We start from the raw sequence: 13,590 nt of genomic DNA on the forward strand, positions 1-13,590 counted from the left end.
CGAGGGGGGCCGTCATCGATGGACGATGCCCTCCAGACGAGCGTACCTCGCCGCGCTGGCGGCGATGGCCGGCTGTACGAACCGATCGCCCGATGCGACTCCCACCGCGACGCCGAGCGAAACGGCGCGCGGGTCGCCAACACCGACATCGACGCCCACGAACGGATCGGTCCCCGTCCGCTGGCGACACGAGACGCCACACGAGGCGCTCGACATCGTGTCGCTCGCGCCCGGCGCCGACGGGCCGGCGGTGTACGTCGGCAGCGACGGCGGGAGCGAGGGCGCGGACGGCCACGCCATCCACGCCATCGGGTTGGCGGACGGCACCGAGCAGTGGCGCGTGTCGCTCCCGACGCCGGCAGTGACCAGCCCGGTGTACGCCGAGGGCGAGGCGGGGCCGCGCGTCTACGTCGCCACGCGGGTGTCGAGTGAGACGGCGGAACTGTACGCGCTCGACCCCTCGCGCGGGACGCGCGTCTGGGGGTTTGACGCCCCCGCTCGACGGCGCGTCTACCCGATGGGTGCGACGGGCGACACTGTGTTCGTCGGGACGCGGGACGACGACGTGGCGCGGAGCGGCGAGGCCATCCACGCGCTGGCCGCCGAGGACGGACGCGAGCGGTGGCGCGTAGAGAGCGGTGACGCGCTCGCGACCGGCCACGCGGTTCGCCGGAACACGCTTCTCGCGCGGACGCCGGCACGCCTCCGGGCACTCGACGTCGAGACGGGTGCAGAGCGCTGGCGGATCGACAGTCCGACCGTGATGTACGGGCCGGCCGTCCGGGACGAACGGGTGTTCGTCGGCTACGACGGTACGGTACGAGCGGTGGGACTCGCCGACGGGCGGGAACGCTGGCGTCGCGACGTCGACTTCTCGATATCGGGGGTGCTGACGCCGCACGCGGCCGCGAGCACGACAGTGTTCGTCGCCGATCGCGCCGGGCGACTGCTGGCCCTGAGCCCGTTGGACGGGAGCACGCGGTGGACGCTGTCGGTCGACACCGACGCGTTTCGACCGCACGTCGTCCGGACGAGCGAACGCCTGTTCGTCGGCGGACAGGGCGTCTACGCCCTCGATCCGGTCTCCGGCGAGCGCGCGTGGTCGTTCACGCCCGGAGCAGTCGACGTGACCGTCCACGCCTCGACCACGGTCTTCGCCGCCGTCGGCCGCGACCGAATGCACGCCCTCGACCCCGCGAGCGGCACGGAGCGCTGGCGGTTCGCGCCCGGACCGCTTCTCGCCGGCCCGGCCACCGCCGGTGATCTCGCGTTCGTCGGCGTCGAGGGGACGGTGTACGCCCTCGACGGGAGCCGAACCGCGTCGGGCGATTCGTGACCGCTCGCACACACTTAAGCGGCGCGAACGCGAAGGTGGGGTATGACCGAGGAGACACGACTCGGGGTCGGACAGACGGTGTACGACGCCGACGGGACGAAACTAGGTGTCGTCCGCGGCTTCGACGAGGACGGCTTCTTCGTCACGACGCGGGACGGCATCGCGGCGCTGTCGGTCGAACACGAGCGCGCGGGCCACGAGTTCGGCGAGGCCGAACTGGTGTGGCGGTGTTCGCAGTGTGGCGCGGTCGGCGACATCGACGAGATGCCGGACGAATGCCCGGACTGCGGAGCGCCGCGCGAGGAACTCTACTACTGGACGGAGGACTAGCGCCCGGCGGAAAACAGCCCACTACTCCAGATAGCCGAGGTCACGGAGGCGTTCTTGCGCCTCGTCGTCCATCTCGTTGACGGCGTCGTCGGTCACGTCGGCCGCCTCGGCGCTGGTCCACGCCCCGCCGACGCCGGTTTCGAAGGCCGCGAGGGTGCGTTCGGTCTCCCGAATCGCCTCGTCGTCGCCGACGCGGTTCGTGGTTTCGTCGGGGTCGATGTCGAGGCGATACGCCTCGTCCTCGATGCGGTCGATGCGGACGTATTTCGCGTCGGGGCGGCGCGCGGCGCGCATCCGAGCGTAGAACCGTGACTCTTCCGGGATGTCGATGCCCGCGTCGGCGGCTTTCTCCTCCAGTTGTTTGAGTTCGACCACCGGGCGGGAGTATTCGACGAACCCGTACTCACCGCTCGGAGCGGCCTCCTGACCGGGGTCGGGGTCCGTCGCGGCGTCGAACGCACGGTAGTCCGAGGAGAGCAGCGAGCGAGTCGGGTCGCGGGCGACCGCTTCATCGCCGGGTTCGGCAGGGTCGCCGCCGTCGACGTCGAGAGCGTCGAGGACGGTGTGATAGAGATCGAGCAGTTCGACGGTGTCGGTGCGGCGGTCGGCGTCGAGGGCGGGATGTTTGACCATGAGCGGCACGTTCACCAGCGGATCGTAGAGACAGAACTCGTGGCCGTAGAGGTCGTGTTCGCCGTGGAGTTCGCCGTGGTCGGCACAGACCACGACCATCGTGTCGTCCCACTCGCCTTCGGCTTTCAGCCAGTCGAACAGACGGGTGAGTTGGGCGTCGATGTGGGCGATTTCGGCGTCGTACAGGCCGCGGATGGCGTCCCACTCGTCGTCGGCGATGTCGCGGGCGCCCGAGTTGTACTCCTTGGAGTTCTGGCAGACATCGGCAGGGTCGACGCCGGGAGCGAACTCCTCGGCGAGCTCCTCGGGCGGGTGGTAGGGTAGGTGGGCGTCCATCAGGTTGATGAACGCGAACCAGTCGTCGGCGTCCTCGACGAACGACTGGGTGCGGTCGATGACGGCGGGCGTCTTGGAGGCGGCGCCCTCGCCGCCGGCGAAGTACTCGTGGGCGACGTTGCCGAGGCTGACGAGCTTGTCGGCGATAGCCCGGAGGCGGTCGTTGTCGTTCATCGTCTTCCACGCGCGGGCGAGGGGGCCGGAGAGCAGGTCGCCGGGCATCACCTCGAAGAAGTTGTCCTGGTCGTCGAAGCCGTCGGTGAGATGGGTGTAGGGCGTGATCCAGGCGTTCGATGAGTAACACGCGGTGTCGTAGCCGGCGCCGGAGAGCGTCTCGGCGAGCGTGGTCGCGCCTTCGAGATACGGGTTCTCCTGGTCGGCGCGGTGTTGGCTGGGGTACAGCCCCGTGAAAAGCGAGGCGTGGACGGGGAGCGTCCAGGGCGCGGGGGCGACGGCCGCCTCGAAGACGGTTGCGTCGGCGGCGAAGTCGGCGAGGCCGGGCGTCGTCGGCCGGGCGTAGCCGTAGGGCGTCAGGTGGTCCGCCCGAACCGTGTCCATGACGACGAAGAGGACGTTGCTGGGGGCGTCGCTAGCCATGTCTCACCCTGAGACAGTCGCGCGAATAAAGCTCGCGGAACGCTATCGCCAGTCGTCGAGGCCTGTCGCGTCCGTGAGGTGGATCGAGACCCAGGCGTCGTCACGGGATACGTCCGCGATGACGAACTCCGGGGCATCCCTCGCGTCGTCCACGGAAGCCATGACATCCGATTCCGTCCCCCCTGCGGCCGTCACGTCGGGCGTCATGTGTGATAGATAGTCACAACCTCATATAAAAACATCGATACGACGCCCCTGGAACCGTCGTGAGTCAGCGCAGACGCTACTCGAGATGTTCGCAGAGTATTAGAGGGTGGGCGGCGGAACGGGTGACATGCACGTAGCCGACGCGATGACGCCCCGCGCGGACGTCGTGACGGTCGAACTCCCGGGCACCCGGGACGACGCCCTCGAATATCTGCAGGAGCGGGGCTTCTCGTCGATCCCCGTCGTCAAACGGACGGAGAGCGGCGAAACGTATCGCGGCCTCATCTCACGGGACGATCTGATCGAGAACCCTGACGAGGACCAGCTGGCGCTGTTGATGCGCGATGTCCCGACGACGACGGCGGACGCGGACCTCATCGACGTGGCGCGAACGATGACCGCGGAGGGGGCGCGCCGGATGCCCGTCGTCGACGGCGAACTCGAAGGCATCCTCACCGTCACCGACGTGGTGCGGGCCATCGCTCGCGGCGACATCGACGGCGAAACGCGCGTCGATTCCCTGGCGACGCGTGATGTCAACACCACGTATCGCGAGACGCCGCTACCGGTCGCGGAACGCGAGATCAACTACGCGAACGTCCCGTACGCGGTCGTCCTCGACGCCGAGGGCGAGATGACGGGGATGCTCACCGAAGTCGACATCATCGATGTCGCGCGCGTCGTCGAAGGCGAGGACGACACCGGCGAGAGCCTCGCCAACGAGGACGACGAGTGGATGTGGGAAGGGATCAAGGCGGTCGGTAACCGCTACTACCCGACCCGGAACGTGGAGATTCCGCGGGAACCGGTCGCCACGTTCATGAGCGACGACCTGGTGACGGTGTCGGGGAGCAAGACCGCCAAGGAGGTGGCCAAACTCCTGCTCACGAACGACATCGAACAGGTGCCGCTGACCGACGGCGGAGCGCTCGCGGGCATCGTCCGTGACATCGACCTCCTCGAGGGGCTATGAGCGACGCGCGCGCCATCACCGAACTCGCGAAGCGCCGGGGCTTTTTCTTCGGGGCGAACGAGAGTTACGGCGGCGTCGCCGGATTCTACACGTTCGGCCCCGAGGGGGCCGCACTCAAGCGCAACGTCGAGAGCGCGTGGCGCAACCGGTTCACCGTCCGCGAGGGCAACGAGGAGATCGAAGCGCCGACCATCGCGCCCGAATCCGTCTTCGAGGCGTCGGGCCATCTGGAGGGGTTCGACGACATGCTCGTCGAATGCGGGGAGTGTGGCGAGAGCCACCGCGCCGACCACCTGATCGAGGACGCGACGGCCATCGAGGAGGCCGAGAGCCTGCCGATCCCCGAGGTCGAGGACCTCGTCGCCGAGTATCGGATCGCCTGTCCCTCCTGTGGAGCGCCCCTGGCCGGCCGGTCGGTCGAGGCGTTCAACCTCATGTTCGAGACGACGATCGGCCCCGGTTCGGGACAGGCAGGCTATCTCCGCCCCGAAACCGCGCAGGGCATCTTCGTCGAGTTCCCCCGGCTCAAGGAGTACGCGCGCAACAAACTCCCCTTCGGCGTCACCCAGATCGGCCGCGCCTACCGCAACGAAATCAGTCCCCGGAAGGGCATCGTCCGCACGCGGGAGTTCACGCAGGCGGAACTGGAGCAGTTCATCGATCCCGAGGACGACGATCCGCCCCTGCACCGCGTCGCCGACGTCTCGGTGCGCCTCTATCCGGCCGACGAGCAGGACGCCGACGATGGTGGCTACGTCGAGACGACGGTCGGCGACGCCGTTGCCGAGGGCATTATCGCCAGCGAGTGGGTCGCCTACTATCTGGGCGTCGCGCGCGAGTGGTACGACCGGATCGGCGTCGACGGCGACCGGTTCCGCTTCCGGCAGCATCTCCCGGGCGAGCGCGCCCACTACGCCGCGGACTGCTGGGACGCCGAAAGCGAAGTGAGCGGTGCGGCCGACGGCCTCGCCGATCCGACGGCGGGCGACTGGATCGAAATCGCGGGCTTTGCCTACCGCGGCGACTACGACCTCTCGAAACACGCCGCCCACAGCGACGACGACTTCACCGTCTTCCAGCAGTACGACGAACCCCGAACCATCGAGCGCGCGGTCGTCGATCCCGACATGAGCGTCCTCGGCCCGAAGTTCGAGGGGCAGGCGGGCGACGTGGCCGACGCCCTCCGGTCGCTCGCGGAGCGTGATCCCGACGCGTTCGACGCCGACGCCGTGACCGTCGAGGTGGACGGCGAACGGGTCACCGTCGACACCGACGTGGCGAACTTCCGGATCGAGGAGCAGACCGAAGCCGGCGAACACGTCACGCCGCACGTCGTCGAACCGTCGTTCGGCGTCGACCGCACGGTGTATACGCTCATCGCGCACGCCTACGACCGGGACCGGATCGACGGCGAGGAGCGGACCTACCTCTCGCTGTCGCCGGAGGTGGCGCCGACGGACGTGGCGGTGTTCCCGCTGGTGAGCGACGAGACGCTGGAGACGCTGGCCGACGACGTGGTCGCCGACCTGCGCGACGCCGGCCTCTCGGTTGCCCACGACGACTCGGGCAACATCGGGCGGCGCTACCGCCGACAGGACGAGGTTGGGACGCCACTCTCGGTGACGGTCGACCACGAGGGCGTCGAGGGCGAGGGCCCGCCGACGGCGACGGTCCGTGACCGGGATACGACCGCGCAGGTTCGGGTGCCGGTTGCCGACCTGCCGGCGCGCCTGGGCGCCATCCTCGACGGCCAGGAGACGGTCGACGACCTGCTGGCCGACTACGAGCAGGTGGACACCGACGTGACGCGCACATAATGGGCGACGAACTCCGGCGGCGGGCGGTCCACGCCAGCGGCGTCGGCTTTCCGGCGCTGCATCTGCTCGACATCGTGGACTGGGTGACGCTCGGCTATCTCCTCGTCGTTGCCTCGGTGGTCGCCGCCGGTCTCGAAGCCATCAGACTCGGTGTCGGTCTCGACTGGACCGTCTACGAGACGCTGACTCGTGAGTACGAGGCGGACAACGTCGCCGGCTACGCGCTCTACATGTTCAGCATGACGGCCGTCGCGTGGGTGTTCGACCCGCGAGTCGCGGTGCCTGGAATGCTCATGCTGACGCTCGGTGATCCCGTGAGCGGGCTGCTCGGATCGAACGAGGCGGGCCGGGCCAAACGGGCGGGCGTCGTCGCCACGATGTTCGTCGTCTGCTTTACGCTCGCGTTCGTCGTGCTCGTCCGGAGCGTCCCGCTGCCGACGGCCGCCGTCGCCGCCGCCGTCGGCGGGGCGGGAGCGACGGCCGCCGACGGCTTCACGCCCGTCGTTCGGGGCTACGTCATCGACGACAACCTCACCATCCCCCCGGTGGCGAGCCTGGGCATCTGGCTCGTCCTGTTCCTGAGCGGGTAGAAGCGGGGCGAACTGGGTCGCCGTGGTTCAGGCGCGGGGTGCTACCCGGCTGTGACGCCTCACCAGCGTTTGTACGGCAGGAACTTGCCGTCGTAGGTGATGACGACGTGGTCGCCGTCGGGGTGTTCCTCCCGCTGGACATCGACCTCGAAGTCGATGGCGCTCATAATGCCGTCGCCGAACTCCTCGTGAATGACCGCCTTCATCGCGCGACCGTACACCTGCGGGACCTCGTAGAACCGGTAAATACAGGGATCGGACGGGATCGACGGATCTTCCATTCCTTTCATCGGTGCCTCCTGGAGCGCCTCGGCGACCGGGGCACCGAGATCCAGGCCACCAGTGAGCGCTTCAGCATCCTCGGGCGTCATGCTCGCGGCGTCGAAGATCGCGGACGCGACGAACATCTTGCTGCGTCCGGGGACGAGTTCGGCCAGTTCCTCGTAGGAGAGCCCCCGCTCCTCCTTCTCGGTCAGAATTCGCTTTCGCATCTCGGACTTCGTCAACTTGTTCTCGCGTTCTGGGATGTTCATCTATCGAACCCATCCGCAGCGAGAGAGTAGACGTATAAAATCCTTCTCCCACAGATATACTCATTCATGTGAATTATTGAGAGAATATTAGGTATTTTCAAAGATATCTCCGAGATATAGCCATGATTAGCCAAATTAGTTCGTGGAAACCAAACAATCGGATGTCGGTGACCTATCCCTGTAAAGCACCGAACGGCCGCCACGAGGGTACGACAAGTCGGAGGTGAACCGTGGTCGCTGGCTCTCCCCGCTCGTGGTGGACGCCGCCGACACCGAATATCGACCTTATATTCTAACGTATGTTCTAGAGATAGACGGAGATCTTGAAACTCATGTTCATACCTTGGAAAAAATAAGAAGTTCGATGAACAAAGTTATATGGGGACGATTGGATCGATCAATCGAAGATACATGAAGAGAAGTGTGCCAAATTCGGATGAGAGCAAACAAACGTCTAACAAAATGCGGTCGAAGACGGTGGTACGGCCGAGTCTTGGAACCACCGCGGCGAACGCGCCGCGGGCGCGGAAGACGGTAGAGACGGAGGGGCAGTAAGATGTACGACAACACGCTCGATGGGATTTCCGAAGCGGCAGCGGCACAGATCGAACTGATCGACAAGCGGCTTCCGGCGTATCTCATCCATGCTGCGATGGCGGGGGCGTACATCGGCCTCGCGATCCTCCTCATCTTCGCGCTCGGCACGCCGATGGTCGGGACGGAGCTGGAACCGCTTCGGGGCGTCGTGATGGCCGCGATGTTCGGGATCGCACTGAGTCTCGTGCTCATCGCTGGCTCCGAACTGTTCACCGGGAACGCGATGATCATGGGCGTGGGCGCGCTCGAAGGACGCACTGGCTGGGGCGCCCTCGGCAAGGTGTGGGTCTGGTCGTGGGTCGGCAACCTCTTCGGCTCCGTGCTGGTGGCCGCCATGGCCGCCTGGGGTGGGGTCTTCTCCGATCCGACGCTGGTGTACGCCGTGGCCGAGACGAAGATGACGCTCTCGCCGCTGGAACTGTTCATCCAGGGCGTGTTCTGTAACTGGCTGGTCGTGCTCGCGGTCTGGAGCAACTTCCGGCTGGAGAACACGGTCGCGAAACTCGTGATGGTCTGGTGGTGCCTGCTGGCGTTCATCGGCACCGGCTTCGAACACAGCGTCGCCAACATGACCGTCCTCTCGCTCGCGAACTTCCTGTCGATCACGAGCGGTCAGGCCGCACCGGCGGCCATCAACTGGGGTAACTGGATCTACAACATCTCCATCGTCACGGTCGGCAACACCTTCGCCGGCGTGGTCATGATGGGCGCCGCCTACTGGTACATCAACGAGTCGTACAAGATCGACCTCTCCACCGACGAACCGTTCGGCGGCGAGGGGAGCGTCAGCAGCGCGGACGACTGATACGGATCCCCGTAACGGGTTCCAGCGACCGGCGGAACTGACATCGTCGACTCGTCTGCAGCGCGCGCCTCGCTCGATTGCGACCGCTCTGCGCGATACGCTCGTCGGCCTTCGTTCCATTTTTGGTGAACATTCGTCCACAGATAATCGAATATCTGAACGGAATACATCCTTAAACAGGGAATATCTCATAATAAATCGTACAGTCATCGATCAGAGAGGCCATAATACGATGTTTGTAAACGGTTATGCTTATACGGTGCTGTCAACAGATATTGTATCACGAGAAATGTTGAACGTACTGGCCCAATCACTCGGAAAGTTGGACGGATACGGTTCGTCAGAGGTGAGTGACGATGAGTAACAAGAAGGAGACCTGGAAAGAGGGGATGTACGGCGACGAGGTTCGCGAGAAGATCATCGAGTTCGCGGAGAAGGGGTGGGAGTCCATCCCCGAGGACGAGCGAGACATGTGGTTCTCGCGGTTCAAGTTCTGGGGCGTCTTCCACCAGCGCGACGGGCAGGAGAGCTACTTCATGATGCGGTTGACGAACGCAAACGGCCAGATGACCGCGGAGCAGCTCCGCGCCATCGGTGAGGTGGCCCGCGACTACGCCACCGGCCCCGTCGACAACCCCGAGTTCGGCGACGCCTGGATCGACCTCACGACCCGCCAGTCGGTCCAACTCCACTGGATCAACCTGGAGGACGTGCCCGCCATCTGGGAGAAGTTGGAGTCGGTCGGCGTGACGACGCGGTCGTCGGGTGGCGACACCATGCGCAATATCGTCGGCTGTCCCGTCGCGGGCAAGGATAAACACGAACTGGTCGAGACCCAGCCCCTGCTCGACCGGCTGCAGGAGGACCTGCGGGGCGACGACAATCTCGCGAACATGCCCCGGAAGTTCAACATCAGCGTCACGGGCTGTCGCGAGGGCTGTGCGCAGGACGCCATCAACGGCATCGGGCTCGAACCGGCCGAGAAGGAGATCGACGGCGAGACGGTCACCGGATTCAACGTCCGCGTCGGCGGTGGCACCGGCAGCCGCGAACCGCGGAAGGCGCGAAGCCTCGACGTGTTCGTCACGCCAGAGAACGCATACGACGTGACCCGTGGGTTCGTCGAACTGTACCACGACCACGGCCGTCGGGACAACCGACAGAAAAACCGGAGTCGCTTCTTCGTCGACGACGAAGGGACGGAGTCGATCCGCGAACTGCTGCAGGCGGAGTACGTCGACACCGACCTCCACCGCGAGGGCCGGAGCGTCCGCGACGAATACACCTACAACGCGGGTCGACCGCCCGAGGAGGGGAAGACGGACCACGTCGGCGTCCACGAGCAGCCGGACGGTCGCCACTACGTCGGCCTGAACGTCCCGGTCGGGCGGATGACTGCTCGGGAAACCATCGCGCTGGCGGACATCGCAGAGGCGTACGGCTCCGGTGACATCCGACTCACCCGGCGCCAGAACCCGCTCATCATGGATGTCGAGGAGTCGGCACTCGACGCGCTGCTCGACGAACCGTTGCTGGAGACCCACCGCCCGGAGCCGACGCCGTTCGAGCGTGGCGGCATGGCGTGTACCGGCACCGAGTTCTGTGGCATCGCGCTCACGGAGACGAAACTGCGGCTGACGCGGATGCTCCGCTGGCTCAACACGAACGTCGACGTGCCGGACGACGTGGACACGATCAAGATCCACTACTCGGGCTGTACCGCCGACTGTGGCCACGCGTACACGGCCGACATCGGGCTTCAGGGGATGCGCGCCCAGAAGGGCGGCGAGATCGTCGAAGCCCTCGACATCGGCGTCGGCGGCGGCATGGGTCCCCACCCCGAGTTCGTCGAGTGGGTCAGCCAGCGCGTGCCCGCCGACGAGGTGCCCGGTGCGATCCGGAGTCTGGTCGGCGCGTTCTCGGCTCACCGCGAGGCGGGACAGACGTTCCGCGAGTGGGTCGAAGACGTGGGTACGGAGTCCGTCGTCGACCTCTGTGACCCCGAGGAGACCGACTACGAGGACCCCTACATGTACGACGCCAAGCAGTCGTGGTACCCGTTCGAGGACGGCGAGAGTCCAGCACCGACGACCGTCAACGACGCCCCCATCTCGTCGGACTGATGCCGATCCGCCTACTCGACGTCAACGCGTACACGACGCTCGATTTCGTCGCCGGACGGGCCGTCGGCCCCGATTGGAGCGACGAGTCGGCCGCCGTCGTCGACGTCGACCGGCCGAAAGACGCGCCGGGCACGGTCCGTCTGCGGATCGAACTCGACGGCGAGGATCTGGACCACGTCCCGGCACACATCGATAGCCTGTCGCTATCGCCCGACCAGGCGCGAGGGCTTGCGGCAGACCTGGAGCGGCAAGCCGCGAACGCCGAGTCCAGCGACGATGTCCCGACTGGGAGGGGGCGATGAGGGATCGGTCGGCATCGTCGGCGGACGGACGGGCCTACGAGGGCCGATAGATGCGACCCGGAACGGTCTCCCTCGTCGGCGCGGGGCCGGGCGACCCCGAACTCCTGACGGTGAAGGCCCGGCGACTGCTCGACGACGCCGATGTCGTGCTGTACGACTCGCTGGTGAGCGAGGCCGTCCGCGACTGCGTGCCGTCGTCTGTCGAGCGGATCGACGTCGGTAAACGCGGCGACGGCGAGCGCACGCCACAGGCCGAGACGAACGCGCTCATGGTCCGGCGCGCCCGGGCAGGCGACGAGGTGGTCCGCCTCAAGAGCGGCGATCCCTGCGTGTTCGGCCGGGGCGGGGAAGAGGCCGAACATCTCGCCGCGGCGGGCGTGCCGTTCGAGGTGGTGCCGGGCGTCACGAGCGCCATCGCCGGCCCGAGTCTGGCCGGCGTGCCGGCGACCCACCGCGACCACGCCTCCAGTCTGACGGTGGTGACGGGCCACCAGGATCCGACCAAAGCCGAAAGCGCTCTCGACTGGACGGCGCTGGCGCGGTCGGTCACCGCTGGCGGGACGCTGGTGATCCTGATGGGCGTGGGTCGGCTCCCCGACAACGTGGCCGCGCTCCGCGAGGGCGGTGTCGACCCCGAGACGCCCGTCGCGATGGTCGAACGCGCGTCACACCCCGACGAGTTCGCGGTCACGGGGACGCTCGACACCATCGTCGACCGCGCCGAAGACGTGGGCATCGATCCGCCCGCCGTCACCGTCGTCGGCGACGTGGTGTCGGTCCGGGCTCGGGTGTCCGACTATCTGCGCGCGGCCGGGTCGGCGCGGTCGGCGGGCGGCCCGGACGAAGATTCGCCGGTGTCGACGGAGTGATACTGTCGGCTGGAAGTCAATACAGCGATTCTTCGCCCGGGGCGCGAATCGCTCGAAACAGTTACAGCCGACAGTACGAGCCGCCGGCCGTTCGCAAGATATTAGTACGGAGCGGCGGTTTATTCCGGCAATGGACCGGACGTCGGCACTCTCGTCCGAACTCGTCCGCCCCTCGACCGCGGTCCGACGACCGCGACGACCGGGCCGTTAGGCCCACCTATCTCTCATCCCTCGTCCCGTGTGCTGCCCCGCTAGCAACCGTCGTCGAGCGGCCCGTTTCTCATTTAATTTCAATAACAAAAACGTAGAATTTAAGTCGCTAAGGGGTGGAGAAGTCGGTAATGACACGTGTGGCACTCGCGTTCTCCGGCGGTCTCGACACGACAGTATGCGTCCCGCTGCTCGAAGAGGAGTGGGGGTACGACGAAGTGATCGGCGTCACCGTCGACGTCGGTCAGCCCGAAGCGGAGTTCGCCGAGGCCGAGGAGACGGCCGAAGCGCTCGGGATGGATCATTACGTCGTGGACGCGCGAGCCGAATTCGCGGAGCAGTGTCTCGAATCGGTGCGCGCAAACGCCACGTATCAGGGCTATCCGCTGGGAACCGCCCTCGCGCGGCCCGTCATCGCGGAGGCCATCCTCGACGTGGCCAAAGAACAGGGCTGTGACGCCGTCGCCCACGGCTGTACCGGCAAGGGCAACGACCAGTTGCGCTTCGAGGCCGTCTGGCGCGCCTCCGACCTCGAAGTCATCGCGCCCGTGCGCGAACTCGGCCTGACCCGCGAGTGGGAGATCGAGTACGCCGACGAGAAGAACCTCCCAGTGGAGGGCGGCAACGAGGGCGTCTGGAGCATCGACACGAACCTCTGGAGTCGGTCCATCGAGGGCGGCGACCTCGAGAAGCCCGGCCACGTCCCGGGCGAGGAAATCTACGACTGGACGCGCTCGCCCGCCGGCGACACCGAAGAGATCGAGATCGCGTTCGAGAACGGCTACCCCGTCGCCGTCGACGGCGAGGAGATGAGCCCCATCGCGCTCATCGCACACCTCAACGAGGTGGCCGGCGAGTACGGGGTCGGCCGCACGGACATGATGGAAGACCGGATGCTCGGCCTGAAGGTGCGCGAGAACTACGAGCATCCCGCGGCGACGACGCTGCTGAACGCCCACGAGACCCTCGAGAGTCTGGTGCTCACGAAGGAGGAACGTGACTTCAAGCGCCTCGTCGACGACGAATGGTCCCAGAAGGGCTACGAGGGCCTGGTCGACGCGCCGCTGATGGGCGCGCTGGAGGGCTTCATCGACGCCACCCAGACCCGCGTGACCGGCACGGTGACGATTCGGTTCGAGGGCGGGCAGGCCCGTCCGGTCGGCCGCGACAGCGAGTACGCCGTCTACGACGAGGCCTTCGCCTCCTTCAACACGGAGGACGTGGGCGATATCACGCAGGCCGACGCGACGGGCGTCGCGAAATACCACGGCTTCCAGGAGCGCCTCGCCGCGAAGGTGCTCGCCGAAGCCAAAGGCGACGAGGAGGAGTGAG

Annotated in this window: 13 protein-coding genes; 10 read left to right on the forward strand and 3 right to left on the reverse strand. The window is 66.5% G+C overall.

Going from position 1 to position 13,590, the window contains the following annotated elements; genetic code table 11:
- Positions 1–25: 25 nt before the first annotated feature.
- The gene (locus tag MXB53_RS03170) at positions 26–1,336 is read left to right on the forward strand and encodes an outer membrane protein assembly factor BamB family protein (RefSeq protein ID WP_248895758.1); all 1,311 of its coding nucleotides are present in this window, start codon (positions 26–28) and stop codon (positions 1,334–1,336) included.
- Positions 1,337–1,378: 42 nt separating this feature from the next.
- Positions 1,379–1,666 carry a DUF7130 family rubredoxin-like protein gene (locus MXB53_RS03175; RefSeq protein ID WP_248895759.1) on the forward strand — a complete coding sequence of 96 codons (288 nt, stop codon included), beginning with the start codon at positions 1,379–1,381 and terminating at the stop codon, positions 1,664–1,666.
- 21 nt (positions 1,667–1,687) lie between these two features.
- Here the strand turns inward: MXB53_RS03175 and MXB53_RS03180 are convergent, their stop codons facing one another.
- Together MXB53_RS03180 and MXB53_RS03185 are read right to left on the reverse strand one after the other, a co-directional pair.
- Positions 1,688–3,232, reverse strand: coding sequence for a sulfatase (locus MXB53_RS03180; RefSeq protein WP_248895760.1), 1,545 nt, complete (start codon positions 3,230–3,232; stop codon positions 1,688–1,690).
- Between the two features lie 42 nt (positions 3,233–3,274).
- Entirely contained in the window at positions 3,275–3,439 is a 165-nt protein-coding gene (locus tag MXB53_RS03185) for a DUF7556 family protein (protein WP_248895761.1), read from the reverse strand.
- A 127-nt stretch (positions 3,440–3,566) separates the two neighbouring features.
- On the opposite strand from MXB53_RS03185, the gene MXB53_RS03190 reads away from it, so the two are divergent.
- The 3 genes from MXB53_RS03190 to MXB53_RS03200 are packed head-to-tail and all read left to right on the forward strand — an operon-like array spanning position 3,567 to position 6,819.
- Positions 3,567–4,412 carry a CBS domain-containing protein gene (locus tag MXB53_RS03190; RefSeq protein ID WP_248895762.1) on the forward strand — a complete coding sequence of 282 codons (846 nt, stop codon included), beginning with the start codon at positions 3,567–3,569 and terminating at the stop codon, positions 4,410–4,412.
- Complete coding sequence (gene glyS / locus MXB53_RS03195) at positions 4,409–6,229, forward strand: glycine--tRNA ligase (protein WP_248895763.1); 1,821 nt, start codon at positions 4,409–4,411, stop codon at positions 6,227–6,229. Before MXB53_RS03190 ends, glyS begins: the two co-directional genes overlap by 4 nt.
- Complete coding sequence (locus MXB53_RS03200; protein ID WP_248895764.1) at positions 6,229–6,819, forward strand: diacylglycerol/polyprenol kinase family protein; 591 nt, start codon at positions 6,229–6,231, stop codon at positions 6,817–6,819. Before glyS ends, MXB53_RS03200 begins: the two co-directional genes overlap by 1 nt.
- A gap of 59 nt (positions 6,820–6,878) precedes the next feature.
- Here MXB53_RS03200 and cynS read toward each other — a convergent pair whose 3' ends face one another.
- Entirely contained in the window at positions 6,879–7,352 is a 474-nt protein-coding gene (cynS, locus tag MXB53_RS03205) for a cyanase (RefSeq protein ID WP_248895765.1), read from the reverse strand.
- 556 nt (positions 7,353–7,908) lie between these two features.
- On the opposite strand from cynS, the gene MXB53_RS03210 reads away from it, so the two are divergent.
- The 5 genes from MXB53_RS03210 to MXB53_RS03230 all read left to right on the forward strand — a co-directional run bounded on the left by MXB53_RS03210 (position 7,909) and on the right by MXB53_RS03230 (position 13,589).
- On the forward strand, positions 7,909–8,754 hold the full coding sequence (locus MXB53_RS03210; RefSeq protein WP_248895766.1) for a formate/nitrite transporter family protein: 846 nt from the start codon (positions 7,909–7,911) through the stop codon (positions 8,752–8,754).
- 356 nt (positions 8,755–9,110) lie between these two features.
- Positions 9,111–10,877, forward strand: a complete 1,767-nt coding sequence (locus tag MXB53_RS03215; RefSeq protein WP_248895767.1) for a nitrite/sulfite reductase — start codon at positions 9,111–9,113, stop codon at positions 10,875–10,877.
- Positions 10,877–11,179 carry a DUF6360 family protein gene (locus MXB53_RS03220; RefSeq protein ID WP_248895768.1) on the forward strand — a complete coding sequence of 101 codons (303 nt, stop codon included), beginning with the start codon at positions 10,877–10,879 and terminating at the stop codon, positions 11,177–11,179. The genes MXB53_RS03215 and MXB53_RS03220 overlap by 1 nt, the downstream gene beginning before the upstream one ends.
- 50 nt (positions 11,180–11,229) lie before the next feature.
- Entirely contained in the window at positions 11,230–12,048 is an 819-nt protein-coding gene (gene cobA / locus MXB53_RS03225) for a uroporphyrinogen-III C-methyltransferase (protein WP_248895769.1), read from the forward strand.
- Positions 12,049–12,389: 341 nt separating this feature from the next.
- Positions 12,390–13,589 carry an argininosuccinate synthase gene (locus MXB53_RS03230; RefSeq protein WP_248895770.1) on the forward strand — a complete coding sequence of 400 codons (1,200 nt, stop codon included), beginning with the start codon at positions 12,390–12,392 and terminating at the stop codon, positions 13,587–13,589.
- The last annotated feature ends 1 nt before the right edge of the window (position 13,590 follow it).

The sequence above is a fragment of the Haloplanus sp. XH21 genome (assembly GCF_023276355.1).
In the GTDB taxonomy this organism is placed as follows: Archaea; Halobacteriota; Halobacteria; order Halobacteriales; family Haloferacaceae; genus Haloplanus; species Haloplanus halobius.